26 protein-coding genes, 2 pseudogenes and 1 riboswitch are annotated in these 24,745 nt (G+C 52.0%); of the genes and pseudogenes, 15 read left to right on the forward strand and 13 right to left on the reverse strand.

Translation table 11 applies throughout. The features are described from left to right. Nucleotides 1-22 precede the first annotated feature (22 nt). The 4 genes from nqrF (at nt 23) to sthA (ending at nt 4,031) form a co-directional block, all read left to right on the forward strand. The gene (gene nqrF, locus FFI61_RS03200) at nt 23-1,249 is read left to right on the forward strand and encodes an NADH:ubiquinone reductase (Na(+)-transporting) subunit F (protein WP_200369239.1); all 1,227 of its coding nucleotides are present in this window, start codon (nt 23-25) and stop codon (nt 1,247-1,249) included. Between the two features lie 9 nt (nt 1,250-1,258). Continuing rightward, nucleotides 1,259-2,311, forward strand: a complete 1,053-nt coding sequence (locus tag FFI61_RS03205; RefSeq protein WP_200369240.1) for an FAD:protein FMN transferase — start codon at nt 1,259-1,261, stop codon at nt 2,309-2,311. 12 nt (nt 2,312-2,323) lie between these two features. Beyond that, nucleotides 2,324-2,572 carry a (Na+)-NQR maturation NqrM gene (gene nqrM / locus FFI61_RS03210; protein WP_200369241.1) on the forward strand — a complete coding sequence of 83 codons (249 nt, stop codon included), beginning with the start codon at nt 2,324-2,326 and terminating at the stop codon, nt 2,570-2,572. 67 nt (nt 2,573-2,639) lie between these two features. After that, nucleotides 2,640-4,031, forward strand: a complete 1,392-nt coding sequence (gene sthA / locus FFI61_RS03215; RefSeq protein WP_200369242.1) for a Si-specific NAD(P)(+) transhydrogenase — start codon at nt 2,640-2,642, stop codon at nt 4,029-4,031. Nucleotides 4,032-4,042: 11 nt separating this feature from the next. Here the strand turns inward: sthA and FFI61_RS03220 are convergent, their stop codons facing one another. From FFI61_RS03220 to dusA, 5 genes are all read right to left on the reverse strand, one after another. Then, nucleotides 4,043-4,837: a glycerophosphodiester phosphodiesterase gene (locus tag FFI61_RS03220; protein ID WP_200369243.1), complete on the reverse strand. Its 795-nt coding sequence runs from the start codon at nt 4,835-4,837 to the stop codon at nt 4,043-4,045. Beyond that, a complete protein-coding gene (locus tag FFI61_RS03225; protein ID WP_200369244.1) occupies nt 4,834-5,961 on the reverse strand; it encodes a 3-deoxy-7-phosphoheptulonate synthase in 1,128 nt (375 codons plus the stop codon). Before FFI61_RS03225 ends, FFI61_RS03220 begins: the two co-directional genes overlap by 4 nt. Nucleotides 5,962-5,985: 24 nt before the next feature. Next, nucleotides 5,986-6,435, reverse strand: coding sequence for a TerB family tellurite resistance protein (locus FFI61_RS03230; RefSeq protein ID WP_200369245.1), 450 nt, complete (start codon nt 6,433-6,435; stop codon nt 5,986-5,988). Nucleotides 6,436-6,477: 42 nt separating this feature from the next. Further along, entirely contained in the window at nt 6,478-7,446 is a 969-nt protein-coding gene (gene tal / locus FFI61_RS03235) for a transaldolase (protein ID WP_200369246.1), read from the reverse strand. Between the two features lie 118 nt (nt 7,447-7,564). Then, nucleotides 7,565-8,599 (reverse strand): tRNA dihydrouridine(20/20a) synthase DusA, encoded by a 1,035-nt coding sequence (dusA, locus tag FFI61_RS03240; protein WP_200369247.1) that lies wholly within the window; start codon nt 8,597-8,599, stop codon nt 7,565-7,567. Between the two features lie 343 nt (nt 8,600-8,942). Between dusA and FFI61_RS03245 the strand changes: the two genes are divergently transcribed. The 3 genes from FFI61_RS03245 to FFI61_RS03255 all read left to right on the forward strand — a co-directional run bounded on the left by FFI61_RS03245 (nt 8,943) and on the right by FFI61_RS03255 (nt 11,558). Further along, nucleotides 8,943-10,040: a tyrosine-type recombinase/integrase gene (locus FFI61_RS03245; RefSeq protein ID WP_200369248.1), complete on the forward strand. Its 1,098-nt coding sequence runs from the start codon at nt 8,943-8,945 to the stop codon at nt 10,038-10,040. A 105-nt stretch (nt 10,041-10,145) separates the two neighbouring features. After that, nucleotides 10,146-10,406, forward strand: coding sequence for a pyocin activator PrtN family protein (locus FFI61_RS03250; RefSeq protein WP_200369249.1), 261 nt, complete (start codon nt 10,146-10,148; stop codon nt 10,404-10,406). A gap of 144 nt (nt 10,407-10,550) precedes the next feature. After that, nucleotides 10,551-11,558 carry a helix-turn-helix transcriptional regulator gene (locus FFI61_RS03255; RefSeq protein WP_200369250.1) on the forward strand — a complete coding sequence of 336 codons (1,008 nt, stop codon included), beginning with the start codon at nt 10,551-10,553 and terminating at the stop codon, nt 11,556-11,558. Nucleotides 11,559-11,624: 66 nt separating this feature from the next. Here FFI61_RS03255 and FFI61_RS03260 read toward each other — a convergent pair whose 3' ends face one another. Then, on the reverse strand, nt 11,625-12,290 hold the full coding sequence (locus FFI61_RS03260; RefSeq protein ID WP_200369251.1) for an SOS response-associated peptidase: 666 nt from the start codon (nt 12,288-12,290) through the stop codon (nt 11,625-11,627). Between the two features lie 65 nt (nt 12,291-12,355). Further along, a riboswitch (yybP-ykoY riboswitch) is annotated at nt 12,356-12,530 on the forward strand. A gap of 1 nt (nt 12,531) precedes the next feature. On the opposite strand from FFI61_RS03260, the gene mntP reads away from it, so the two are divergent. From mntP to FFI61_RS03280, 3 genes and pseudogenes are all read left to right on the forward strand, one after another. Further along, nucleotides 12,532-13,089 (forward strand): manganese efflux pump MntP, encoded by a 558-nt coding sequence (mntP, locus tag FFI61_RS03265; RefSeq protein WP_200369252.1) that lies wholly within the window; start codon nt 12,532-12,534, stop codon nt 13,087-13,089. A gap of 670 nt (nt 13,090-13,759) precedes the next feature. Continuing rightward, nucleotides 13,760-14,024 (forward strand): annotated as a pseudogene (locus FFI61_RS03275) (transposase domain-containing protein); the annotation flags it as partial. Between the two features lie 51 nt (nt 14,025-14,075). Beyond that, nucleotides 14,076-14,687 (forward strand): LysE family translocator, encoded by a 612-nt coding sequence (locus FFI61_RS03280; RefSeq protein WP_200369254.1) that lies wholly within the window; start codon nt 14,076-14,078, stop codon nt 14,685-14,687. Nucleotides 14,688-14,800: 113 nt separating this feature from the next. On the opposite strand, the pseudogene FFI61_RS03285 reads toward FFI61_RS03280, so the two are convergent. Further along, a pseudogene (locus FFI61_RS03285) lies at nt 14,801-14,959 on the reverse strand (transposase domain-containing protein); the annotation flags it as partial. Nucleotides 14,960-14,998: 39 nt separating this feature from the next. Here FFI61_RS03285 and FFI61_RS03290 point away from each other — a divergent pair. Continuing rightward, complete coding sequence (locus tag FFI61_RS03290) at nt 14,999-15,322, forward strand: WYL domain-containing protein (RefSeq protein WP_320159553.1); 324 nt, start codon at nt 14,999-15,001, stop codon at nt 15,320-15,322. A 290-nt stretch (nt 15,323-15,612) separates the two neighbouring features. Here FFI61_RS03290 and FFI61_RS03295 read toward each other — a convergent pair whose 3' ends face one another. Next, a complete protein-coding gene (locus FFI61_RS03295) occupies nt 15,613-16,242 on the reverse strand; it encodes a hypothetical protein (RefSeq protein WP_200369255.1) in 630 nt (209 codons plus the stop codon). Between the two features lie 951 nt (nt 16,243-17,193). On the opposite strand from FFI61_RS03295, the gene FFI61_RS03300 reads away from it, so the two are divergent. Both FFI61_RS03300 and FFI61_RS03305 read left to right on the forward strand, forming a co-directional pair. Beyond that, nucleotides 17,194-17,751 (forward strand): GNAT family N-acetyltransferase, encoded by a 558-nt coding sequence (locus FFI61_RS03300; protein WP_200369256.1) that lies wholly within the window; start codon nt 17,194-17,196, stop codon nt 17,749-17,751. Nucleotides 17,752-17,842: 91 nt separating this feature from the next. After that, entirely contained in the window at nt 17,843-18,238 is a 396-nt protein-coding gene (locus FFI61_RS03305) for a VOC family protein (RefSeq protein WP_200369257.1), read from the forward strand. Between the two features lie 756 nt (nt 18,239-18,994). Here the strand turns inward: FFI61_RS03305 and FFI61_RS03310 are convergent. Then, nucleotides 18,995-19,468, reverse strand: coding sequence for a hypothetical protein (locus FFI61_RS03310; protein ID WP_200369258.1), 474 nt, complete (start codon nt 19,466-19,468; stop codon nt 18,995-18,997). 211 nt (nt 19,469-19,679) lie between these two features. Here FFI61_RS03310 and FFI61_RS03315 point away from each other — a divergent pair, with 211 nt between their 5' ends. Together FFI61_RS03315 and FFI61_RS03320 are read left to right on the forward strand one after the other, a co-directional pair. Further along, nucleotides 19,680-21,026 carry an NADH:flavin oxidoreductase/NADH oxidase family protein gene (locus FFI61_RS03315; RefSeq protein WP_200369259.1) on the forward strand — a complete coding sequence of 449 codons (1,347 nt, stop codon included), beginning with the start codon at nt 19,680-19,682 and terminating at the stop codon, nt 21,024-21,026. Nucleotides 21,027-21,165: 139 nt separating this feature from the next. Next, nucleotides 21,166-21,351 carry a WYL domain-containing protein gene (locus FFI61_RS03320; protein WP_227714570.1) on the forward strand — a complete coding sequence of 62 codons (186 nt, stop codon included), beginning with the start codon at nt 21,166-21,168 and terminating at the stop codon, nt 21,349-21,351. A gap of 72 nt (nt 21,352-21,423) precedes the next feature. On the opposite strand, the gene FFI61_RS03325 is transcribed toward FFI61_RS03320, so the two are convergent. The 4 genes from FFI61_RS03325 to FFI61_RS03340 form a co-directional block, all read right to left on the reverse strand. Then, nucleotides 21,424-21,573 carry a hypothetical protein gene (locus FFI61_RS03325; protein ID WP_200369260.1) on the reverse strand — a complete coding sequence of 50 codons (150 nt, stop codon included), beginning with the start codon at nt 21,571-21,573 and terminating at the stop codon, nt 21,424-21,426. A 115-nt stretch (nt 21,574-21,688) separates the two neighbouring features. Next, complete coding sequence (locus FFI61_RS03330; RefSeq protein ID WP_200369261.1) at nt 21,689-22,318, reverse strand: hypothetical protein; 630 nt, start codon at nt 22,316-22,318, stop codon at nt 21,689-21,691. Nucleotides 22,319-22,808: 490 nt separating this feature from the next. Continuing rightward, entirely contained in the window at nt 22,809-23,621 is an 813-nt protein-coding gene (locus FFI61_RS03335) for an SDR family NAD(P)-dependent oxidoreductase (RefSeq protein ID WP_200369262.1), read from the reverse strand. Between the two features lie 44 nt (nt 23,622-23,665). Further along, nucleotides 23,666-24,652 (reverse strand): zinc-dependent alcohol dehydrogenase family protein, encoded by a 987-nt coding sequence (locus FFI61_RS03340; protein ID WP_200369263.1) that lies wholly within the window; start codon nt 24,650-24,652, stop codon nt 23,666-23,668. Nucleotides 24,653-24,745 lie beyond the last annotated feature (93 nt).

A 24,745-nucleotide genomic window follows, 5' to 3' on the forward strand; every position in this document is an offset into this window, starting at 1 on the left:
GGTTTAACGAAAAGGCGAGACCATGTATACAGAAATAATACTCGGCGTGGTCATGTTCACCGTTATCGTTCTGGCGCTTGTCGCGATCATCCTCGCGGCAAGATCCAAACTGGTAAGCACCGGTGAAGTGACTATCGAAATCAATGACGATCCGGAACATACCGTGAAAACGGAAGCCGGTGACAAACTACTGGGCACCTTGGCGGGCAGTGGGATTTTCCTGTCGTCTGCCTGCGGTGGCGGCGGTACCTGTGCACAGTGCAAGTGTAAGGTTCTTGAAGGCGGCGGCGCGATGCTCGCTACTGAGAAGACCCACTTCACTAACCGTGAAGAAAAAGAAGGTTGGCGCTTGTCGTGTCAGGTTCCGGTTAAGCAGGATATGAAGATTGAAGTGCCGGAAGAGTTTTTCGGCGTCAAGAAGTGGGAGTGCGAGGTTGTCTCCAACCATAACGTTGCCACCTTCATCAAAGAGCTGGTGCTCAAGTTGCCGGAAGGCGAGGAAGTTGACTTCCGTGCCGGTGGTTATGTACAGCTGGAGTGTGCTCCTTACGAAATCGACTTCAAGGATTTCGATATCGAGAAGGAATTCCATGGTGATTGGGATAAGCACGACATCTGGCGCTACAAGGCCATCAATAGGGAAGATACTGTTCGCGCATACTCCATGGCAAATTACCCGGAAGAGAAGGGTGTTCTCAAGTTCAATATCCGTATTGCCACACCACCTCCGGGAACTGATCACCCGCCGGGCATCATGTCCAGCTATGTGTTCAACCTCAAGCCGGGTGACAAGGTAACAGTAATGGGGCCGTTTGGTGAGTTCTTCGCCAAGAAAACAGATGCTGAAATGGTGTTTGTTGGTGGTGGTGCCGGTATGGCGCCAATGCGTTCCCACATTTTCGACCAGCTGAAGCGTTTGAACTCCAAGCGTAAGATCAGCTTCTGGTACGGCGCTCGTAGTGTTCGCGAGATGTTCTACGTGGAAGACTTCGACATGCTTGCCAAAGAGAACGATAACTTCGAGTGGCACGTTGCTCTTTCAGACGCACAGCCTGAGGACAACTGGGAAGGCCCAACGGGCTTTATCCACAACGTACTCTACGAAAACTATCTGAAGGACCATCCTGCTCCGGAAGATTGTGAGTACTACATGTGTGGGCCCCCAATGATGAACGCATCTGTAATCAAGCTGCTGAAGGATATGGGTGTAGAAGAAGAAAACATTATGCTGGATGACTTCGGAGGTTAAACCTTTCACATGACATCCAGTATCTTTGAACCCGCCCGGGCGGCCTTTACCAGCATCATGATGATGCTGGTACTGGTGGCCCTGGCGGGTTGCTCGTTTCAGTCAGATGAAGAAATCTGGGAGATCTCAGGGCCTGTGTTTGGCACCAGCTACCACATTAGTGTGGTTTTGCCGGAGGATCACCAGCGGCTTGAAGCATTGGCACAAGGCATTGAAGAAGCGCTCGACGGAGTTGATGCGTCCATGTCGACCTGGAGGGGCGACTCCGAGCTGTCAAAGCTTAACCGCCTTGAAGATCAATCGGATTGGACCCCGGTATCTGGCCCACTTTTTGAAGTGCTGTCCCGGTCGGCAGAGATTTCACGCCTGACTGAGGGTGCCTTCGATATAACTATCGGGCCAGTGGTCAATCTTTGGGGCTTCGGGCCCGATGCACGGCCTGTAGAGGTTCCTTCTGACGAGGAATTGGCACGAGCTCTGGCGTCAACGGGTTTTGAAACCCTTTCGCTGCGGGCAGATCCGCCTGCTGTAAGGGCTTCCTCGCCTCAGTATATCGACCTGTCTGCCATCGCTAAAGGCTATGGGGTAGACGTGGTGGCTCGTTACCTTGATAGTGAGGGCATAAAGGCTTATCTCGTAGAGATAGGTGGGGAAGTGCGCACTCAGGGGAAAAAGCCGGATGGCAGTGTATGGCGGCTTGCCATTGAGCAACCTGCAGAGGGTGAGGGGCATACCGTAAACCGTATTGTTACTCTGCCTTCAAAGGCGATGGCAACTTCCGGTGACTATCGTAACTATTACGAATCGGAAGGGCGTCGTTTATCCCATACAATAGACCCTGAAACTGGACAGCCGATTTCGCATAACCTGGCTTCTGTCACGGTGATTGCTGAAGACAGCATGACGGCAGATGCGCTGGCCACCGGTTTCACAGTGATGGGGTATGCCCGGGCAAGTGCGCTCGCAACGCGGGAGAATATTCCTGCCTATTTTATTATCCGGACAGAAAGCGGATTTGAGTCCCACCAGACTCCGGCGTTTTCTTCCTACGTTACTCAGTAAGGGGAGGGCAACATGGGTACCTTTCTTTTGGTTTTGTTAATAGTGGTTTTGCTGGTGGCCGGTATGTCCGTTGGTGTTATTTTCGGGCGCAAGCCAATCAGCGGTACTTGCGGCGGTATTGGCGCACTTGGGATCAGTTCATCCTGTGATATTTGCGGTGGCAACACCCAAAAGTGTGAGGAAGAAAACCAGCGTGTGGCGTCTGAAGCGGTAGCGGCGGATGACCTGGCTTACGATGCTTCCAAGGCTGGCCGGAAGTAGCAGCCGCCTGCAGAGTTTGAATAATTACAACTACTTTTCACGACGTAGATAAGGAGTCACTGCGCGCATGGCAGAACATCATTACGACGTCGTCGTTATCGGTGCGGGACCTTCAGGTGAAGGTGCGGCAATGAATGCGACGAAGCATGGCAAGCGTGTTGCTATCGTTGAAGACAAGCCTACAGTGGGAGGCAACTGCACCCATTGGGGTACGATTCCTTCCAAGGCTTTGCGTCACTCGGTCAAGCAGATCATTACCTTCAACACCAACCAGATGTTCCGGGACATCGGTGAGCCTCGCTGGTTCTCATTTCCCCGGGTACTGCAAAGTGCACAGAAGGTAATTGGTAAGCAGGTAAAGCTCAGAACCCAGTTCTATTCCCGTAACCGGGTAGATTTGATCAATGGGCGCGCATCGTTTCTGGACAAGAACCGGCTGGAAGTTCGCGGTAACAAGTCGGTCGAAACCCTGCATTTCAAACAGGTTGTTATTGCTACTGGCTCGCGCCCGTATTTGCCGCCCGATTTGGACTTCCGCCATCACCGGATATACAACTCAGACACCATTCTTAATCTTTCCCATACACCTCGCACGCTGATTATTTATGGCGCCGGTGTTATTGGCTCTGAATACGCATCTATCTTCGCGGGCCTGGGTGTGAAGGTTGACCTGATCAACCCGGGTAGCCGTTTGTTGTCGTTCCTCGATGACGAAATCTCCGATGCGCTGAGCTATCACCTCCGCAATAACGGTGTTCTGGTGCGCCACAATGAGGAATACGACTCTGTTGATGGTGACGACCACGGTGTGGTTCTTTCGCTGAAATCGGGTAAGAAAATCCGCGCAGATGCATTTCTCTGGTGTAACGGCCGAAGTGGCAACACTGATAGCCTGGGGCTTGAGAACATTGGCTTAACGCCAAATAGTCGGGGCCAGTTGGCAGTAGATGAACACTACCGAACCGAGGTGGATAACATCTATGCAGCAGGCGACGTGATTGGTTGGCCAAGCCTTGCAAGTGCAGCGTATGATCAGGGCCGTTCTGCTTCTTCAGACATCGTTAATGATGACTATTTCCGGTTTGTGACGGATGTGCCAACGGGCATCTATACGATTCCCGAAATTAGCTCTGTGGGTAAAACCGAGCGTGAATTGACGGAAGCCAAAGTGCCTTATGAAGTGGGCCAGGCTTTCTTCAAGGATCTTGCCCGGGCGCAGATTACTGGTGAAGCTGTGGGGATGCTGAAAATCCTGTTCCACCGTGAAACCCGACAAATTCTGGGTATACACTGCTTTGGCGACCAGGCTGCCGAGATTGTCCACATCGGCCAGGCCATCATGAATCAGGAAGGTGAGGCCAACTCACTGAACTACTTTATCAACACCACCTTTAATTACCCGACCATGGCAGAAGCCTATCGGGTGGCGGCGTTGAATGGTCTGAACCGGATCTTCTGACCGGTTCAGAATCAGTCGGCGGGTAATACTATATTATCCGCCTGCTTGTTTTCATTGCGTTCAGGTAGCGACAGGGAAGAGCGTGCGCGGTTATCGAAGAACATGCGTGTGCTTGTTGGGTAATCTGTGATAACGCTGTCTATGCCCATCGCTTCGAGCCGAAGCATGTCCTGGATGCTATTTACGGTCCAGCAGGATACGTGCATTTCTCTGCGACGTGCATTTTCCACGAGTTGTGGTGAGCACAGCTTCCAGTTGATGCATAAATATTCGCAGCCCAACCTTGCAGCCAGCCCAATTGGCCTGGGAAAGCGCCGCTCTGCTACCAGCCCCGTGCGAATGCGCTTGTTCCTTCTGCGAATTTCCTTCAGAAACCAGGTGTCTGCCGAGGTTATCGCAGCCGTTTGGTAGAGATTCCGGTGTTGAATGATCTCGGTTAGCCGATTGCAGAGGATATTCAGCCTCGCGCGACTGTCTGACTTTACTTCAAGCTGCAGATGTTCAAGATCCTGAAACTGATCCAACAAATCTTCAAGCGAAGGGATACCCGCTGGGGAGGGCCATGGGCTTGTGTTATTGCGAGCGTCCATTGCGGCAAGTTCCGCAGCGGTATATTGGGCTACTTCGCCTTTCTGGTCGGTGGTACGGTCGACTGTCAGATCATGCACCAATACCGGCTTCCCATCTTTGGAAAGTACTAAATCCAGCTCAAAATGCCTTACACCCTGCCGGTAGGCGTGCCTGAATCCGGGCAGGGTATTTTCGGGGGCCTCACCTTTAGCCCCCCGGTGTCCGTAGACGATCATTCCGGTGCGTTACCTTTTAAACGTTGGTAAATGGCCTGGCGCTTTTTCCAGGTGTCGTGGCACAGATGTATATCTTCAAGGTAGGCAGGTAGTTCGTTCATAAGCAGTGCCTGAGGCCCGTCGACCAGGGCTTTCTCCGGTTTCGGGTGGAAGTCCACGAGCACCATGTTGGCCCCTGCAACCACGCCTTGGGCCGTCGCGTGCATGACATCGAGGATGCCGTCCGGGGCTTTTTCCCGGGTGCCCACAGAATGGGACGGGTCGACACAGACCGGCATGCGCGTGAGCCGCTTGACCGCGGGCACATGGGCGAAATCCACCATGTTGCGGTGCGGCTGGCCGGCTTCGGTTTTCATGCCGCGCAAACAGAAAATAACGTTTGCATTGCCTTCACTGGCGAGATATTCCGCAGCATTCAGGGACTCGTTCAGGGTAATGCCAAAGCCGCGCTTGAGCAGAACCGGATAAGTGCTTTGCCGGCCAATGGCTTTCAGTAATTCGAAGTTCTGGGTGTTCCGGGTGCCTACCTGAAGCATGACGCCCGTGGGCCGTCCGAGCTTTTCAAGGCAAGTATCAATTTCTTCAATGTGGCTTTCATGGGTGATTTCCATGGCCACCACTTTGATGCCGTGTTTGCCGGCTTTTTCAAATACCCAGGGCAGACAGCCCTTGCCATGCCCCTGGAACGAATACGGGTTGGTCCGCGGCTTGTAGGCACCCATGCGGGTGCACACCTGGCCATTTTCTTCCAGAGCTTTCAGCATCATCTCAACGTGTTCTGGAATGTCGACGGCGCAGAGCCCTGCGAAAATATTAAGATTCGACTGGTTGAAGTCGACACCGTTGTAGCTGAAACCTGTTTGTCGGTTGTCGTCCCGGTGGCGGCCAAGAATCCGGTAGTCCTCGGAAATTCGGATAGCACGCTCAACAGCTGGTAGGGCTTCGATATCTTCTTTATCCAGCGGCTTGGTATCGCCCAACAGGTATATTTCTGTCAACCGCTGGCTGACGCCCTGAATCTCATGTACCCGCACGGTCACGCCTGGCAGGTGTTCCAGATATTGCATTGTCTGCCGATAGGCGTCGCTATCCAGAGGCGTATTGGGGTGAAGTATGGCTAGCATGCTGTCTCCTAAGTGGTGTTCAGGCTAAGAGCGTGCGCTCTCCGCCCGGTGCCGTGCCTGCATGAATTCCCGGTGATTAAGATGCAGTAAGTCAGCGATACGGCGAATAAGGTGTTCTTCGTATTTGTCGATGCGATCATCAGCAAGGGCAACATGCCAGATGTTCTCCAGCAGTGATTGCTTGGCATCCTGATCCAGCGCCTCGTTAATTTGCCCGGTAAACTCGTAAAGAGACGTGGCGTCCTCTGCCTGATTCAGCGCAGTGCGCAGGATGTCTTCCGCTTCTTCGCGGGTCAGATTATGAGCTCTTATGGCGCAGTCAATGATCGCCTGGAGTTCTCGCTCATCTTGCTCGCTATCCACCCGTGAAAGCTGAACCATCAACGCGGTCGCAGCAATCGCGAGCTGATGTTCATCGGGTTTATGATGCTCCGTTTCCGGTGCACTAAACAGCTTTTTAAGGCTCTCAATCATAATCTGACGCAGCTATTTGGGTGGATTAAAAATACACTGGATTCAGGCTGCTTTAGAGGCAAGCTGGCGAACCCGGTTTTCCAATTCAATCTGGTCAATGGTAAAGCGACGAATGCCGTCTGCCAGTTTTTCAGTGGCCATAGCATCTTCGTTGGACTCCCACCGGAAGCGCTTTTCATCCAGAACCCCGAAACCGTCCGTTGAAGAAGCATTGCTGGCTGAAAGCTTGCGCTCCAGGCTGCCATTGTCGTTCTTCAGTTCCTGCAGTAGCGTTGGGCTGATAGTAAGCCGGTCGCAGCCGGCGAGCATCTCGATTTCACCAATATTACGGAAACTGGCACCCATAACCACAGTGCTGTAACCATTTGCCTTGTAGTAATTGTAAATTCGGGCGACGGAGAGTACGCCGGGGTCTTCGGCCGCAGGGAAGTGGTCGCGACCGCTGTTTGCGAGGTGCCAGTCGAGAATGCGACCAACAAATGGTGAAATCAGAAAGGCGCCGGCCTGTGCACAGGCAGCGGCCTGAACAAAAGAGAACAGGAGTGTAAGGTTGCAACGAATACCTTCCTGTTCAAGTATCTCCGCAGCGCGGATGCCCTCCCAGGTGGCTGCAATTTTGATCAGAACCCGGTTGGTATCTACGCCTTGCTGATCATATAGCTCTATCAGGCGGCGGGCCCGTTTGAGCGTGGCCTCGGTATCAAACGACAAACGTGCATCAACTTCTGTAGAAACCACCCCTGGTATCAAGCTGAGAATTTCCTGGCCTGCCAGAATAGCGAGCATATCCGTAGCCAGAGTTAACTGCTCTGCATCGGAGCCACCCTGTTTACGGGCTATGGCTACGGCGCGCTCAAGCATTGGTCGATAAGCATCCGAAGCCGCCGCTTTCAGCAACAATGAAGGGTTTGTGGTCGCATCTTCAGGGCGCCATTGGGCAATAGCACCAATATCGCCGGTATCTGCCACTACCGTGGTCATGGTTTTCAGTTGGTCGAGCTTGTTGGTCATTCGTGTAGTCGTCCCGGTTGATATTTTTATCAGCACATCCAAATCCCGGATGCGGGTAATGCTTCTACAATAACGGGCTGTAAAGGCAGGAACAAGACAGCAAAAGGTAAGGTTGCGGTCAGGATTCAGGAACCTTCTCGAGAGCCACCTGAATCACCTCCAGACCCGCGCCCGGTTTGTGGGCATTTTCGCTGATGTAGCGGCGGAACTGACGGCCACCGGGCATACCATGGAAGAGCCCCAGGAAATGCCGGGACATGTGGCCAAGGAATACACCGCGCTCCAGTTCGCTCTGAATAAACGGGTACATGGCTCTAAGTGCACCGTGGCGATTCGTAGCAGGGGGCTTGGCGCCAAAGAACTCCGAGTCCACGCCCGCCAGAAGCCAGGGGTTGTGGTAAGCCTCACGGCCGAGCATTACGCCATCTGTATGTTTCAGGTGCTCATTACATTCTTCAAAGGTTTTTATGCCGCCATTGATGATGATCTCAAGGTGCGGGTATTTTTGCTTCAGGCGGTACACCCAGGCGTATTTCAGCGGTGGAACATCCCGGTTTTCCTTTGGACTGAGCCCTTCAAGAATCGCGATGCGTGCATGAACAATAAACGTGCGACAGCCGGCGGCCGCCACTTTCTCAACAAACTCACAAAGGTCTTCCCAGGACTCCCGGCCGTTAATGCCAATGCGATGTTTTACCGTAACCGGAAGGCGGGTAGCTTCAATCATCGCCCGAACGGCCTCTGCCACTTTATCTGGATGCCCCATCAGGCAGGCGCCAATCATATTGTTCTGAACCCGGTCGCTGGGGCAGCCAACGTTCAGGTTTACTTCGCTAAAGCCGAACTGCTCTGCAAGCCGTGCACAGTGCGCCAGCTCCCCCGCATCACTGCCTCCAAGCTGGAGTGCCAGAGGGTATTCCGCAGGGTCGTGGCGCAAAAACCGCTCTGTATCCCCATGAATCAACGCGCCTGTGGTGACCATCTCGGTATAAAGCAGGGTGTGCCGGCTTAGCAGGCGAGCGAGGTATCGGTAGTGCGGCGTGGTCCAATCCATCATCGGCGCGACGCAAAAGCGCCGGGATGGCTCAAGCCCAGTGTTTTCAAGGGTTGAGAGGTGGTTTTGGAGGTTTTCTGAAGCTGCGTTTTTGATCATTTATTGCTCAATTCTGCCCGTTTTTAGGGTCTCGGTGCTACAAGAGTGCTACAGACTCGGGCTTGTAGCACCCAAATCTGGCCCCGTGTTTGGCCAACCTTCAAAGCAAAGCTCGTGGCCTGAACGATACGTTCAAACGGGCTATTCGAATTGCCGATTCTATCAGGAAAACTATTTAGCCGGTGTATTGGGTTGGTATCGCCCTATGCGTAAAAGCCGATGGGCTCCTGATGTCGTCAAAAAAGTACGTTTGCCGTCACAAATGCTGTTTTCCGACGAATATCCTTTGGTTAGGAACAGGCCGTTGGTCCTGGTAGTCGTTTGTTGGGAGGGGGCGTAACGCATGGCATCAATCACGGCTAGAAAGCGCGCTGATGGCAGCAAAGCCTATCGCGCAGATGTGAGGGTCAAACGTGACGGCAAAGTTGTGTATCAGGAGAGCCGAACCTTTGATCGAAAAGCCTTGGCCAAGGACTGGAGTAGTCGTCGGGAGCTTGAACTCCAGGAGCCTGGGGCGCTCCTTCGCATACAGCACCGGGGCGTTACGGTTGAGAATCTGATTGACCGATATCTTGATGAGTTTGGACGTGGCTTTGGTCGCAGCAAACGCCATCATTTGGAGTACTTGAAAACATTCGATATTGCGGAGATGGATGCGATCGAGCTGACTACACAGCAAATTGTTGCCCACGTTGTTAATCGCGGAAAACCGGATGCGCAAGGAAAGCGTGTTCAACCACAGACGATTAACAATGACCTCATCTGGCTTCGGTCGGTATTCAAAACCGCTCGTTCAGCCTGGGGCATACCCGCCGCCCTGGAACCGCTAAATGATGCTTCTGAAACATGTAGGCGAGAACGGCTAGTGGGGAAGTCCAAGAAGCGGGATCGACGGCCTACGCTTGAAGAACTTAATCGCCTCCTGGAGTACGCCGCCAAGCCCTCAGGAAAGCGCTCTATTCCAATAGCCGATATTGTTTTGTTTGCGTTATTTTCTTCTCGACGCCAAAGCGAAATTTGTCGCCTCGAATGGGCGAGTCTCGATTATCGCAATCGAAGCGTAGTTGTTTCTGATATGAAAAGCCCGACCGGTGCGGAAGGCAATAACCGGGTTGTTTACCTTACGGAGGAGGCTTGGGCGATCATTCAGAGACAGCCAAAAATCGATAAACGTATTTTCCCCAGTAACTCAAAATCGATTGGCACTCGCTTTCATGCTTATTGCCAGTTTTTGGGGATCAAAGACCTGCGGTTTCACGATCTTCGGCATGAGTGCATTAGTTGGCTGTTTGAGCTTGGGTGGGAGATTCCCCGCGTTGCCTCTGTTTCAGGTCACCAAAGCTGGGCAATGCTCCAGCGCTACACGCACATTAGCCGGCAGGAATCACATGATAAATACGAGGGTTGGCCATGGCGGCCTGCTATTCCCAATCGGGATTAGCCATGCAAAGCGCTGTCTCAAGCGCGCAAAAAACACTGTTTACCGCCACTTGAAACCATCTGTTGTCGATAAGCTGTGAATACAGTGATGGATAGGGAGTTTATTATGAACCGGGTTTCGACTTATTTTGCATTAATGGCAGAGTACGGTGAGCCAGTGGTCACATTGGCAACTATCTGCGAAAAATACTTTGGCTTATCGCCTGTGAAAGCGTCGGTTCGGGCCGGGCGGCATGCCTTGCCTATACCCGTTTGGCGGGGTGGGTCACAAAAGTCCACATGGCTGGTCAGCCTGGAGGATTTGGCCGAGTTTATTGATCGCCAGCGAGAGCTTGCTAGGGAGGAATGGCAGCAAGTGAATGCTTAGCAGTAAATTGAGAGCTGCAACCGATCTGTATTCGTGGTTAAAGGGGGCGTTACTCTTAGTAATGGCGCTTTTTTGATGTTGACGGGCGATGGATAGTTGGTAGGTTAAAGTGAATATCATGTCCGTCACATCAGGAGCTCTATTTTGTCCAGCACCGCTGTTCGCTATCTCACCATGTTACGCATGGTGCCTCGGTATCCTAAATCAATAACAACAACCGAACTCGTGCAGCGACTGGAAGAGCAAGGTTTTTCAGTCACCATGCGCTCAATACAGCGTGACCTGGAAAAACTGAGTGCAGATTTCCCGCTGCTGGTAGACGAGAGCGCAAGGCCCTTTCAGTGGTCGTTCGATCGAGAGGCCACCATGGATATCATCCCGGCGCTGGACCTCCCGGCGGCACTGACATTTGAACTGGCCAGGGCTTACCTTACGCCAATGCTCCCGCCCAGGGCGCTGTCCCACCTGCAGCCACACTTTAATGAAGCGCACCGAACTTTGTCGCGAGAGCGCAATCCTCTGGGCCAATGGCCGAACCATGTACGCGTTATCAATCGCGGCTTATCCGGCAATCGCCCAGCAATTGATGCAGATGTGTTGGAAACGGTTACTGAGGCTTTGTTGCGTGAATACCAATGCAAGCTCACATACCAAGCTAGGAGCTGGCCGGAGCCAGAGGAAATTATCGTTCACCCATTCGGTTTGATCTTCAGGGATCCGAATGTGTATCTGATTGGAACTATCGAGGGTAGGGAATGCATACGCCAGTTGGTGCTGCATAGGGCAACAGCGGGAGAGCTGGTAGAGCAGCCAGTGGAGCGCGAGGAAGATTTCGATCTGGATCTATACATACGCTCAGGTGCCATGGGCATACTGAAATCCAATAAGCCAGTGTTCCTCAGGCTTCGGTGCGACAAACCAGCACTGAACCATTTGATTGAATCTCCACTGGGTTTTGATCAGATCACCAGCGAGATAGATGACAGCACTTTTGAAATATCCGTGACGGTAGGAGATACCCAAGACCTGCGATGGTGGTTAACGGCGCAGGCAATTCATTGCGATATTCTTGAGCCAAAGTGGCTGCGCAGTGAAATCGAACAAACTCTGGAAAAGGGACTGGAGCGTGTGGGTCGTCATAGTACAGAGTAGTTAAAGAGTCTGTATGCATGGGACAAAGTGGGCAGATGAGACTTATCTGGTCCGCTTTGCCGCAAGTTAATCTGCAGCCAGAATTTCAGCATTTCCTATTGGTTTCAAATCGTTCGTACCACGGACTGGCTCGCAGACTAGTGGTGCGGGAATGTGTGTTTGCATTAGAGCTTGAAACGCCTCCACTTGATGGAAGTCTGGATCCAACCAAAGATCAAAGTCCTTAGGGCGAAGCATCAGCGGTATGCTCTTTGGATGAATATGGCTAAATCTAGGGTGGGGTGGAAGTGTAATAACGGTAAACGAATTTACCTGCTCTTCACCGAAGTGCCACGATTGCCACAGGCCGGCCAAGGCAGTGGCTTCATTCAGAGGATGAATGTTGTAGACCTGCTTGCCTTGCCATTCATGGAAGGCGCTTACTGGAACGATGCAGCGCTTCGACGGGTACACTTTCTTCCAGAGAGGGCTGCTGGTTAGTCGATCACTTCGGGCATTGAAGGTATGGAATTTGGGGTTAGGGCGGTAACCAAAGCCTTCAGGCCTGGGTTCAATCAGTAACGACCAAATGCCCGGCAGTAGATATCGATCGTCGGCCGCCTCTATTACAAATTCACCAGTACCTCCTGGCGGCACGTTGTGCTGAAACCTCGGAGCTATGCCGGGCAAGCCGAGCTGCTCCATGAGAGATCTGATTTCAGGCGAATCTGTAACATTGTATCGGCCGCACATAGAAGCCTCACGAATAGGCGCAAATCTAAAGTGGGATTGAGGTCGCTATAAACAATTGCTAGAGTAGCGCACTCTTTGGGGAGTAGCCTGCTTCCGATAGTCGGAAGAGTTCGTATCAACATACTTGGCCACATGCCATGGTGCGAACACCCTTCGGTTGGCGAGACCATCGATATATTCATGCCTGAGGTCGGGCGTGTGGATATGTCGTGGACTCAATATGCCCGGCCGGAGTGACGTGATGAACCCAGTAGCCCTTCTTTTGCTTGCCTTTGCTATGTCTACAGATGCCTTTGCTGCTGCAGTCGGCAAGGGAGCAAGCCTTAAAAACCCCCGTTTTTCCGAAGCCCTAAGAATGGGATTAATTTTCGGATCAATTGAAGCCGTAACCCCCTTGATAGGTTGGCTGATTGGCAAGACGGCATCCTCTTACGTTGATTCATGGGCCCACTGGATCGCGTTCGCTCTACTAGTGGCTCTGGGCTTACACATGATCTACGAAAGTGTCAGACCCGGTGCGGAGGATATAGAAAAACCTTCTAGGCACTCCTTTCTCAAAATCTCTTTGACTGCATTTGGCACCAGCATTGATGCCCTGGCTGTCGGGGTGGGGCTAGCCTTTATTGATGTAAATATCTGGGCTGCTGCAGCACTGATTGGGATTGCTACTACCTCCATGGTGACGCTGGGAGTGATGTTAGGGCGGACTGTCGGCTCCGTATTGGGTAATAGAGCGGAAGCCTTTGGTGGACTTACGCTGATTGGGGTAGGTGGATGGATATTGTTGAGCCACTTTTAACGCACGAGACGAGATAGAGCTTACCCTGCTTTTAATACTGGCCTTAGGTATGTGCAAACCAAAGTTCAGGGTTCCGGATATGTTCAAACCAAACTTTGAGGCTCTGGGAGTATTTAAATCAAACTTGGGGGGGGCACTGAGTCCACAATCCGGTAGATTCCTGTTGGTTTGGGGTGAATTCTCTGCACATAGCTAAGGCACGAATAGGGATATGTGCGAACCAAACGCACTGAATCGATGGGTGTGCAAGTACTCGTTATCGCATCGAACATGAGATGGATGCAGTCAAACCCGATTTTCAGTCCAAATTTGGACTAAGTATCGTAACGGTCCGGCAAACCCATATTGAGCCTGGCGCCGAAGCCTTCAAGATAGTGTCCACTTATTCTTTAGTGGACACTATCTATGAGCAATGTAAGCGTAACCCGCCCTTACCGGAAACGCCGTCGACACGCTCCGGAATTTAAAGCTCGGCTGGAGGCCGAGTGCTACAGACCCAGAATTTCTGTTTTCCCGTATTGCCCTGGGTAATGACCTCAACGCCAACCAACTTCGGCGTTGGCACGTGTCGTTCAGGTGTTTGGTTCAGCCCGACCCCATTGTGCGTACCTGTTCACCAACAAATGGGGTAACCGAATGAAAGTGCTGATCCATGACGGCTTAGGCATCTGGCCCTGTGCCCATTGATAACAACTGGGTGGAAAACCAGATCTGTCCTTGGGCGCTGGGTCGCACCAACTAGAGGTTCGCCGGTTCATTGCGAAGTGGCCAACACGCTGCGGCGGTCATGACTCCAGTCAGCGAAGCTGAATGGGCACGGTCGCTATGTCTATCTAAAGCATGTACTGACCCTCCCGGCGACGCAGAAGAACAATTCCATCGACGAGCTATTACCACAGAACTGGGAACAGGCTAATTGTGGTAATCTTTCGTAAGCGGCGTCATGGGACGGTTTCTACCGACAAGCAAAGGCCTTTGGAGAATCAATGCAACTCGAATTATGGCTTATATATCTGATCACTTGTGTTGGATTGTCACTTTCCCCTGGCCCGAACGGACTTCTTGCCCTCACACATGGTGCTCTCCATGGTAACCGAAAGACTCTTTTCACCATTTTAGGTGGAGCGGCTGGGTTCACGGTCGTTATTGCGCTGTGCATGTTCGGAATTGGAGCCCTCATCAAATCCTCCCTGATCTGGTTAACCATTCTGAAATGGATTGGTGGTATTTATCTTGTCTGGCTTGGTATCCAGGTCTGGCGTTCTCCCCCTATTGAGCCGACGACACATATCGAGTCGAAAGCAGTCAATGGCAGGTGGCTCTTTCGCCAGGGCCTGCTCGCGTCTTTAACTAACCCAAAAGCGCTGCTGTTCTTCAGCGCCTTCCTGCCCCAATTTATTGATCCAGACCGTGGCCTGGTGCTTCAGTTTATCGTGCTAGCGTTAACATTCGTGGTGACGGAATGTTTTGTTGAATACTTTCTGGCGACGTCAGCAAGCAGAATCCGGCACTGGCTGCGCAATATCGGTAAAGCCTTCAATAGGGTCTGTGGTGGCATATTCATTGCCATTGGAGCGGCTCTCCCGCTGCGCACCTGAAGAGTGGCGACAGATAGTCTGTACCCATAGCTTAAATTTTGAAGCTATGAATATGCTATGCGGTTGGCCTGAGGTCCGTGAGAAAACGTCCGAGTAGGGTAAGCTGCCAGCAATCACACCTTGCTAATGCTCGCCGGCGACCAGTTGTGCGGTAGCAATTCATCAATAGCTTTTTTCTGCGTCGTTAGTTTCGTCAGAACATCTTTTAGGTAGGCATACGGATCGTGCCCGTTGAGTTTCGGGGATAGGATTAATGTCATCACTGCGTCAGCGCTGTCCAGCGTTTGAGACTGTAGTCCAAGGCTCTGGCCGTGCCGGAGCAGATCAGAGTCCACCATTATGGCCTAATATTCCGAGACCCAAACGTCTACCTCACTGGAACCATTGAGGGCAGGGAAGGTGTTCGCCAGTTAGTCTTTCATAGGCCTACAACGGGAGAGATCATCGAAGAACCGGTAGAGCGCCCCGAAGACTTTGACCTAGACCTGTACATTCATTCGGGTGCCAAGGGTATTCTGAAATCCGATACGCCGCTTTTCCTGAAGTTACGCTGCGACAAACCTGCGTTGAATCGCCTATGGGTTTTGATCAGATTACCCGTGAGATTGACGGCAGTAGCTTTGAAATTTCTGTGACAGTGGGTGATACCCAGGACATGCGATGGTGGATTCAAAGTCGTATTTGTCAGGTGTAAACCCGTGCTGGGCAAGAACGGTTTTAAAGTCGTGCATGGTGACTCCTTCGGTGATTGGCTTGCCGTATTCATTGCCAAGTCATCGAGGAGTTGTTGATACTGTAACCTGAGGTTGCGACAAATCTGTTCCCAGAGATTCCGCAGCTCTCTATCCGGGATAATCCGCTTCAAAATACTTCTCTCATGGTTTTTTCCTCGCCACTCCAAAGGACTCCTCGCTGATCAACAATGCTAGTGCATGGATAAATAGTGGCAGGCAGGCGCTTTGGCTGGCAGTTCGTCATTGCCTGGGAGCCCTATGCACAATAATAGACGCACCTCTAATGGAAGTGCCGCCACCTGATGTATCAGTCGCCAGAGTTCATGGTTTGAGCGGTCGTCATGATCGTCAGGTTCAGCTGAGCCGACAACCCAATGACCGGCTATGGAGTGGCAAAGCCCGTTATCCGATAGCTCGACAAGCTTATTTAGATTGGCGTTTAACTGTTGAACAACTTTTGCTCCATCGGTACCGCCCAGATCAACACACCAAAAAATCGCTTTTAGTTCATCAAGGAAATCCTGTGCTTCCAAAGGTTCATTGGAATTCTGAGTGTATTTGAACAGCTCTTCGAGTTCGTAGGTTAAGTCAGGGTCAAACCAACCCTCTGGCAGGTGCGCGTCCTGAAGGTTCTGTAGTGGCGCCATAGCAGCTCCCACTGACAAGTATGGATCTTGGCCTATCGCCGTAATCGCTCTGGTTATGAGCCTTTTTATTTGAGCGGTTTGATTGTCGATAGCCTGTTTGATCCGCGAGACTTCCCAGTCAGATAGCTTCACTTTTTCTTGTGGGAATGAGATCGATACGTAATTGTGATTCATAGCCTGACTCCGGGTTTTGGGTGTGTTGGGTATGACCATCTCACGGGGCTCTTCATCTGCAAGTGGTCAAAAGGCAGATTTTCATTAATTTTTTGAAAGGGGCGACAATGGGAAGGTAGTGCAAGCTGTGATCGCCAGACAATCGAGTTTTGGGGCAGATTCTCTGCACATACCTGACGAGTACCTGGGGTATGTGCAAACCAAATGTAACCATCCCCGAAGCTATTCGGTGACCATCCGAGATTGAAAAATGGTCCCTGAGAGCGAAGGACGGGCCAGCCATCAGTTCAATTTTGAACTGAACACTGGGTAACAGCGCGGGAGTTTTTGGCGACCCTGCGCTTGAGCTTTGGGACAGATTCTCTGAAGATGCTGAAATAGTGACTTTGGGTATGTGCAAACCAAAGATCAGGCTCCCGGGGTATGTTCAAACCAAACCGGTAGGTACAGAACCCGCAATTCGGCAGATTCCTGCTGGTTTTGGGCAAATTCTCTGCACATAGCTAAGGCATGTATAGCGATATGTGCAAACCAAAAGCTCTGAATCGATTGGTGTGCAAGTACTCGGTATCGCCTGGAACATGAAGTTGGGCCCGGAGCCTTGAGTGATATTGATCAAACAATGCTTGCGCTTTTGAAATGTTGAGGGACTGCTTTTTTCAAAAGGATTGGATTGGTTCTAAGCAAAAGCGAACATCGAGTCACGGCGTTCTTCCGCAGCCTCCAGCCTCATCACAGCCATTTCATCCAGTATGATTGGCAGAGCAAATTATAGACGCTGAATGATTACATGGCAGAGATGGCCATGCTCAGCTAAGCTGTTGTTTTATAGATTTATGTGCAGCGTGATTGATGGTTCGAAGGCAGTAATAATGACGCAGTCAAATTTCTTCAATAATAAGGCGCGCTGCCTAATTGCTGTTAGGCTTCAGAACTAAGGCACATCCTGCCATGGCAGAGTTGATAGAATTTGAGACCGAACGGCTGTTTTTGCGGCAATGGCAAGAAAGCGATTTCAAGTCGTTTGCCACGCTGAACGCCGATCCAAAGGTCATGGAGTACTTTCCCGAACCGCTGAGTGGCCAAGCAAGTACTGAGATGGCGGAGAAAATTCACTCACTCATAAAGCAGCGCGGTTGGGGGTTCTGGGCCGTTGAGGTCAAGGATGCCGAGCCGTTTATTGGTTTTTGTGGGCTACACGTACCCACGGCAACGCTGCCTTTTTCTCCGTGTGTCGAGATTGGTTGGCGGTTATCGTCAGCTCACTGGGGGAAAGGCTATGCATCAGAGGCCGCTCGTGGTGCGCTGGGTGTTGCGTTTCAACATTTAGAGCTTCCTGAGATTGTCTCCTTTACCACGGTTGGCAATCAGCGCTCGCGTCGAGTCATGGAGCGAATAGGCATGAAGTACAGTGGCGAGTTTGAGCACCCCAGCTTGCCCAAAGGAAGCTTGTTGCGGTCTCATGTACTTTACCGGTTACGACGAGAACAGTGGGACGCAAAAGCCTAACCAGTGCAGGCACGGCGACGCCTACTACATTGCGCCTTCGGCTCCATTTCGCAGGCGCGCATGCTGCAAGCGTTAAGCACAAGGAAGGCTCATGCACGCAAACATAGCCCGCTACGGAATAATTTTGAACACGGAAAATTTCGAGGAGTGCGTGGCGTTCTATCGAGACCTCTTTGGATTGCGTCAGCTATTCGAGAAAAAGGAGGGTGACTTCAAGCTCACCTGTCTCGAGTACGGGAATGGCTATTTGATGGTCGAGCAAGGAGGCAAGGCGAAGAATGGCGTTAAGTCACCGACAGAGGGCAGCTTCAAACTGCGCTTTAATGTCGAGGATTTGGGGGAGGCCCTGGCGGAAATAAGGGCATGGGGTATCCAAGCTGAAATCCAGGAAAGTTCTTGGGGCCGGACTATCAACATCAGCGACCCCGATGGCAACCGCGTAGGTGTCAGAGATGAAGCTGGCTTCGCCCACCAGATCAATGCTTAACAAGTCAATTAAGTTCGTTCCCGGCCTGACGGCCGTCCACCGGACGCCCTAGACGGGCGCCGCTTATTATTGGCGTTAAGTGGTGATTCTTCTCAAGACGGGGGCGGTTATGCGCTGTGATGCACAATTTCACAATGAGATTTTTCAATGAAAACGTGTATCCAGTGCGGCGCAGAAGTGGATTTTTTAGTGGATACATTTACTCTTTACCAAGTGAGCGGGACTCGCTACCTATATTGCGCAGCCTGTCAAAATCCTTTGGAGCCGTACATTAGCCCTGAGGATGTAGACCACCTTAGGGAGCAACTAGATACATGCCAAGAAAGATTAAAACGATCCCATAAAATTTGGCTTTCCTTGTTGGCCATTGGCTTTGCTGCGATATGTTTTTTTGTGGGGAGCTAGTAGCGAGTAATATTCACGCCTAAAACAAATCACTTAACCAGTCGCTGTAGTCCGTTCCCGGCCCGAGGGCCGTCTGTAACCATCCCCTAAAATCAGTGCACGCACATTTAGATTTCTCCAGACTCGGCTTTGACCTGAAGGTTCGCTTTGCGACCTTTGCGGTCATTGTAAAAGTCTCTACTCAAAACCTCGATTATTTTCTGGGGGGATTGCACCACCAGGAGAAGTTGTCAGTTACATATTAAGTCGCAGATTTCGCCTTTCGTTGGCGTTAAAGTGACTTTTTAGGCTGCATGACAGATCAAGGGGCTAATTTTCCAATTCCCTGTTTGGTTTTCGCAGGTTGTGTGCTCACCAGTCGTTGTCCATGCCTCCAGACCCCATAGTGTCGTCGAATAGCGAGTCAGTGCTGGTGTCAAAAGCAGAGGACATGGCGTCGTGATTGTTTGAACCAAATAGGTTGCCGCCAACGTCTATACCGAACATGCCCTCTTCAACCATCGGTAGTCCCGTTGCGGGGTTTGTATATATGGGTTCCGAAATCCATTGGTGATCTATCGATGTCCCTGGGCTGCTGTCATCAATAAATAAGTCGTTACTAAAACCATCGTTGTGCTGCAGGCTGGAAATGCCCGTAGTGCCAGTTTCATCGGGTTGTGTCAGCCAAGTTGACTGTTGAAACCGGTCAGAGCTTGCACTGCCTTCAGATGAGCCGCTTTCTGAACCGGCAAGAGCCAACCCAATCAAAGCACCGACGATACCGGCTGCTGGGCCGAACTGACTGCCGATAAGTCCGCCCGCGATAAAAAAGATGATATAGGCCATGGTTTTGCATCCTCGTGGTTGTGAGTAACAAGCTTAACCCAACGAGCAAAATCACCTAATCAGGTGGGGAGGGGTACAGAAGCATCGTAGCCTCCATAGCGAAGTCGCCACTAAGTCGTCCGAAGTACTGTGGCCTTCCGGCCATTGCATGGCCATATCGTTGGAACCATGATTGTTTAATTCGTAATTCAACAAGAACCTGGATCACCCAATGACTCAATCGTCCCTGTCCCAATCCCTGAAATTGCCCTGCGGTGCCGTCTTGCCTAACCGTATCGCCAAAGCCGCGATGACCGAGGGCCTATCAGATAAATATTTGAACGCCACGCAAAAGCACGAAACACTCTATCGGCGATGGTCCGATGGTGGAGCGGGGCTGCTGATTACTGGCAACGTGATGATTGATCAGCGCGTTCTGGAACGACCTGGCAACGTAGCAATTGATCCTGAGATGGCAGACGGCGAGCCTGAGGGTATGGCGAGGCTGAAGGCTTGGGCAAAGGCGGGTACCCGGAATGGCAATCACTTGTGGATGCAGATCTCCCATGCCGGTCGACAGTCGCCTCGGTATGTCACCACGCGCCCGATGGGACCCTCGGCCGTTCAACTTTCGCTGCTTGGGAATTACGCCCGCCCGCGGGCTCTGTCCGAGTCAGAAATCCTCGATTTTATCCAGCGCTTTGCCAACGTTGCCCGGATTGCCAAGAAAGCCGGTTTCACTGGCGTTCAGGTGCATGGGGCTCATGGTTATCTGTTGTCTTCATTTCTATCTCCGGCGACCAACCAACGCAATGATCGCTGGGGTGGGTCTCTGGAAAACCGCGCCCGTTTCCTACTGGAAGCGGTTCGGGCGACTCGGGCGGCTGTGGGACCGGACTTTCCTGTGTCGGTTAAGCTTAATTCGGATGATTTCCGTAAGGGTGGATTCAGCCTCGACGAATGTGTGAGTGTGGTGCATTGGCTCAATGAAGAGGGGATCGATCTGTTGGAGGTCTCCGGCGGTACCTATGAACAACCGCGGCTCCTCGGTTACAGCGGCAATTCGGATACTGCAAGCGACGGTCCGGTCCTGCGGGAGAGTACTCGTAAGCGAGAGGCTTATTTCCTGGATTATGCCCAGAAAATCCGTGAGGTCTGCAATTGTCCGTTGATGGTTACTGGTGGTTTCCGCACGCGGGCGTTCATGGAAGAGGTGGTGGCAAGCGGCGAAACCGATGTGATTGGCCTTGGCCGGCCACTCTGTACAGACCCGGATACGCCCAAAGCTTTGCTCGAGGGGCGCATCGACAAGACGGTTTGCCATGAGGAACAGGTCAAGCTTGCCCAGAAGGGGTTCTTCTCACCAACCAGCCCACTGATGCCGATAAAAGTGGTTAATGTGCTGGGTGGCCAGGCCTGGTACTACCAGCAGCTGTTTCGCCTAGCAAATGATGCTGAAGCCGATCCTGATATGGGCATTCTGAGAGCCATCGGCGCCTATCTGGTTGATGAACTCAGCCAAGCACGGAGAGTAAAAAATGCCCGTCGGCATTCTTTAGCAGTGTCCGAAGATAACTGAACTTTCTGTTCGGACGGCTGGAGCGGCCCAACAGTCTCCGAGCAGTTCGCACTATAAGTTTCAGCAAAGCTTGGTCGTTTTATACGCGGTTATACATGGCGCCGATAAATTATACGCGGAACCAATAATCGAACCTGTTTTGGAGTATCCGCTTGCAAACTGTGGTGGCAGCAGAATCCGCTGGGGTGATACCCAGGATCTGCGATGGTGGCTAACGGCCCAAGCTGTCCATTGCGATATTCTGGAGCCAAAGTCGCTTCGCAGTGAAATCGAAAGCACCGTGGAAAAGGGGCTGGAGCGTGTTGGTCGTCACAGTACAGAGTAGTTAAAGACTCTGTATGCCTGGGACAGAGTGGGTTGTCCTTCTGGCAGTCCAATCACTACGGAGAGTCTGACTCTACCGGGTCGATTGTTTTATCTGTTTGCGGGCTTCACTGTAAGCAATGTCCCAGCTCTCATCAGAGGTCGGCATTCCATTCGATCCAAGGGGCTGCACACCAAGTTTTTTACGACGTTCGTTCCCTTTTTTAGTGTAGTCAGCATTCATAGGGTTAATCCCGCATCTTCGATCCGCTGCTCTCTATCCGGGGTAATCCGCTTCAAAATCCTTTTCTCATGGTTTTTCCTCGCCACTCCAAAGGGCTCCTCGCTGATCAACAATGCTAGTGCATGGATAAATAGTGGCAGGCAGGCGCTTTGGCTGGCAGTTCGTCATTGCCTGGGAGCCCTAGGCACAGTAATAGACGCACCTCTAATGGAAGCGCCGCCACCTGGTGTATCAGTCGCCAGAGTTCATGGTTGGAACGGTCGTCATGATCGTCAGGCTCAGCTGAGCCGACAACCCAATAGCCGGCTATGGAGTGGCAGAGCCCGTTAACCGATAGCTCGACAAGCTTATTCAGTTTGGCGTTTAACTGTTGAACAATTGCTGCCCCATCCGTCCCATCCAGATCAACACACCAAAAAATCGCTTTTAGTTCATCAAGGAAATCCTGTGCTTCCAAAGGTTCATTGGAATTCTGAGTGTATTTGAACAGCTCTTCGAGTTCGTAGGTTAAGTCGGGGTCAAACCAACCCTCTGGCAGATGCGCGTCCTGAAGGTTCTGTAGTGGCTTCATAGCTGCTTCCGCTAACGAGTATCCATTTTGGTCTATCTCCGTAATCGCTCTGGTTATGAGCTTTTCTATTTGAGCGGTTTGATTGTCGATAGCCTGTTTGATCCGCGAGACTTCCCAGTCAGATAGCTTCACTTTTTGTTGCGGGAATGAGATCGATACGTAGTTGTGATTCATAGCGTGACTCCGGGTTTTGGTTGTGTTGGCTATGACCATCTCATGGGGCTCTTCATCTGCAAGTGGTCAAAAGGCAGATTTTCATTAATTTTTTGAAAGGGGCGACAATGGGAAGGTAGTGCAAGCTGTGATCGCCAGACAATCGAGTTTTGGGGCAGATTCTCTGCACATACCTGACGAGTACCTGGGGTATGTGCAAACCAAATGTAACCATCCCCGAGGCTATACGGTAGCCATCCGAGATTAAAAAAATGGATCATGAGGGCGGGGCCGAAGCCTTGAGTGATACTGGTCAAACAATGCTTGCGCTTTTGAAATGTTGAGGGACTGCTCTTATAAAAGGATTGGACTGGTTTTTAAACAAAAGCGGACATTCGCGCCCTGCCGACGTCCGTCTGCTTTCGATTAAGCTGGCAATAGATAACTGGACCGAGAACGACTGAATCTAAAGTGATTACTCTGGCAAGGTGGTGTTGCCACCCTCGAGTCTTCAGGTTTGATGAGATGCAATTACCTCTTCGATTGCATTCACGACAGCCTGGCAATTTTTTATATCCAGAGCGTCCGGGTGGGGCGACCCAAAGCGGCCCTCGTCGTTATCAAAGTACCGGCCCGACGCGCCGGAGAACTCCTCGGACAGCGCTGCGCGCACCAGTACATCTGCACCAATCGACAGGCTATTACCTGCAATGCCAAAGCCTTCCTTGACCATTTTTGAGCCCAGCAGGGAGCCAGGGTTTACGGCCACGAAGATGTGACCGCTGGAGCTATCAGCTTCCGCCAGGGCTTTGGTCCACATGGTTAACGCAAGCTTGCTCTGGGCGTAGGCGGCCATGTCGTCCATAAACCGTTTCTTGCCAACAAGAGCATCCCGCTCCACCGGCGATTGCGCCGCAGAAGACAAGTTGACGATCCTTGCGTCGGGGGCAAGTATGGGCAACAGGCGTTGCGTCAGCATATAAGGCGCCACTGTGTTCACCACAAACCGGACGTCCAGCCCGTCTCGCGTCACTGTGTCAGGCGTCTTCAGCACACCGGCATTGTTGATAAGGACGTCCAACTGATCGTGTGCGAGTGCAATGGATGCCGCCAGTTGTTTTACCTCAGCCAGCCGGGACAGGTCGGCCGTGTAGGTGTAGACCTGCCCGGCGCTGCCGCTATCAGCCAATTCCCGCTCTAAGGCTTCCAGTTTTTCCCGGTTACGGCCGTGCAACAACAGAGTATGGCCCTCCGCGTAAAGGCGCTTGGCCGTTTCCAGGCCGATACCGTCAGTGGCGCCGGTGATCAGAATTTTCTTTGTCATGTCCGCTTCCTTAATCCGGTGATTGTTGATGAGGGGATTAGGGCTCAGATCTCCACAACCACCTTACCAATAGCCTGACCACTGGTCAGGCGATCATAGGCCTTGCCTACTTCATTGAGGCTGAAGGTCTGCTCATCAAGCAGGGGCTTAACGCCACCCTGGTCCACAATGTCCGCCAATTGCCGAAGAATGTCGCCATGGGCTTCCCGGTGATGGTTGTGCAGCATAGGAATCAGCATGAAGATCACATGAATCGACAAGCCCTTGAAGTGGGCGGTTGTCAGGTCAAGCTCCACCATGGACACGGTGGTGCTCACTTGACCGTTCAGAGCCGCAGCTTCAAAGCTGTTGGCCATGTTATTGCCACCCACGGAATCAAAAACCACGTCGAAACCAGCGCCCGAAGTATGCGCCTGAACATAATCGCTCACGGCTTCCGTTTTGTAGTTGATGGGGGTAGCGCCGTAGCCATCGACAATGTCGAACGCCTTGTCACCACTGGCCGTTGCAAACACCGTGGCGCCGGAATGCTTGGCCAACTGAACGGCTACATGGCCGACGCCGCCGGTTCCGCCGTGAACGAGGACCTTTTGCCCGGCCTTTACGCCTGCTCTCTGCAACCCTTCAAATGCTGTGATACCGACCAGCGGCAGTGCGGCTGCTTCACGCATCGATAGGCTCTTAGGTTTGAGGGCAATCAGTCTTGAGTCGGCCGACATGTATTCCGCCAAAGCGCCTTGGAGATCGGAAAGGCCTCCGGCGCAGCCATAAACCTCATCGCCGATGGCAAAATCGGTCACACCTTCCCCTACCGCCGAGATGGTGCCGGCGAAGTCCATGCCCAGCACTGCGGGTAGGGGTGGTGCGAACGGGAGGTCCACGCCCATCTGGCGAATCATGGTGTCGACGGTGTTAATGCTGGACGCAGCAACACGAACGATGACCTGACCGGGTTGCGCGGTGGGTGCGGCAATATCTGCTTGCTCAAAAACTGCTTGTTCACCGTACTGATTGAGAACCATTGCTTTCATCGTGTGCCTCCAATCCATTCGTTGCGTCGTTAAAGCCTCTAGTCACCACATTACGGGTTCGCTAAATCTAGATAAATGACCAATAATCGTATT

The sequence above is a fragment of the Marinobacter sp. DY40_1A1 genome, assembly GCF_016597815.1.
Lineage (GTDB): Bacteria > Pseudomonadota > Gammaproteobacteria > Pseudomonadales > Oleiphilaceae > Marinobacter > Marinobacter xiaoshiensis.

Coding starts and splice junctions, on each gene's coding strand:
- nqrF (WP_200369239.1), top strand. CDS start 23: ATGTATACAGAAATAATACTCGGCGTGGTCATGTTCACCGTTATCGTT.
- FFI61_RS03205 (WP_200369240.1), top strand. CDS start 1,259: ATGACATCCAGTATCTTTGAACCCGCCCGGGCGGCCTTTACCAGCATC.
- nqrM (WP_200369241.1), top strand. CDS start 2,324: ATGGGTACCTTTCTTTTGGTTTTGTTAATAGTGGTTTTGCTGGTGGCC.
- sthA (WP_200369242.1), top strand. CDS start 2,640: ATGGCAGAACATCATTACGACGTCGTCGTTATCGGTGCGGGACCTTCA.
- FFI61_RS03220 (WP_200369243.1), bottom strand. CDS start 4,837: ATGATCGTCTACGGACACCGGGGGGCTAAAGGTGAGGCCCCCGAAAAT.
- FFI61_RS03225 (WP_200369244.1), bottom strand. CDS start 5,961: ATGCTAGCCATACTTCACCCCAATACGCCTCTGGATAGCGACGCCTAT.
- FFI61_RS03230 (WP_200369245.1), bottom strand. CDS start 6,435: ATGATTGAGAGCCTTAAAAAGCTGTTTAGTGCACCGGAAACGGAGCAT.
- tal (WP_200369246.1), bottom strand. CDS start 7,446: ATGACCAACAAGCTCGACCAACTGAAAACCATGACCACGGTAGTGGCA.
- dusA (WP_200369247.1), bottom strand. CDS start 8,599: ATGATCAAAAACGCAGCTTCAGAAAACCTCCAAAACCACCTCTCAACC.
- FFI61_RS03245 (WP_200369248.1), top strand. CDS start 8,943: ATGGCATCAATCACGGCTAGAAAGCGCGCTGATGGCAGCAAAGCCTAT.
- FFI61_RS03250 (WP_200369249.1), top strand. CDS start 10,146: ATGAACCGGGTTTCGACTTATTTTGCATTAATGGCAGAGTACGGTGAG.
- FFI61_RS03260 (WP_200369251.1), bottom strand. CDS start 12,290: ATGTGCGGCCGATACAATGTTACAGATTCGCCTGAAATCAGATCTCTC.
- mntP (WP_200369252.1), top strand. CDS start 12,532: ATGAACCCAGTAGCCCTTCTTTTGCTTGCCTTTGCTATGTCTACAGAT.
- FFI61_RS03280 (WP_200369254.1), top strand. CDS start 14,076: ATGCAACTCGAATTATGGCTTATATATCTGATCACTTGTGTTGGATTG.
- FFI61_RS03295 (WP_200369255.1), bottom strand. CDS start 16,242: ATGAATCACAATTACGTATCGATCTCATTCCCACAAGAAAAAGTGAAG.
- FFI61_RS03300 (WP_200369256.1), top strand. CDS start 17,194: ATGGCAGAGTTGATAGAATTTGAGACCGAACGGCTGTTTTTGCGGCAA.
- FFI61_RS03305 (WP_200369257.1), top strand. CDS start 17,843: ATGCACGCAAACATAGCCCGCTACGGAATAATTTTGAACACGGAAAAT.
- FFI61_RS03310 (WP_200369258.1), bottom strand. CDS start 19,468: ATGGCCTATATCATCTTTTTTATCGCGGGCGGACTTATCGGCAGTCAG.
- FFI61_RS03315 (WP_200369259.1), top strand. CDS start 19,680: ATGACTCAATCGTCCCTGTCCCAATCCCTGAAATTGCCCTGCGGTGCC.
- FFI61_RS03325 (WP_200369260.1), bottom strand. CDS start 21,573: ATGAATGCTGACTACACTAAAAAAGGGAACGAACGTCGTAAAAAACTT.
- FFI61_RS03330 (WP_200369261.1), bottom strand. CDS start 22,318: ATGAATCACAACTACGTATCGATCTCATTCCCGCAACAAAAAGTGAAG.
- FFI61_RS03335 (WP_200369262.1), bottom strand. CDS start 23,621: ATGACAAAGAAAATTCTGATCACCGGCGCCACTGACGGTATCGGCCTG.
- FFI61_RS03340 (WP_200369263.1), bottom strand. CDS start 24,652: ATGAAAGCAATGGTTCTCAATCAGTACGGTGAACAAGCAGTTTTTGAG.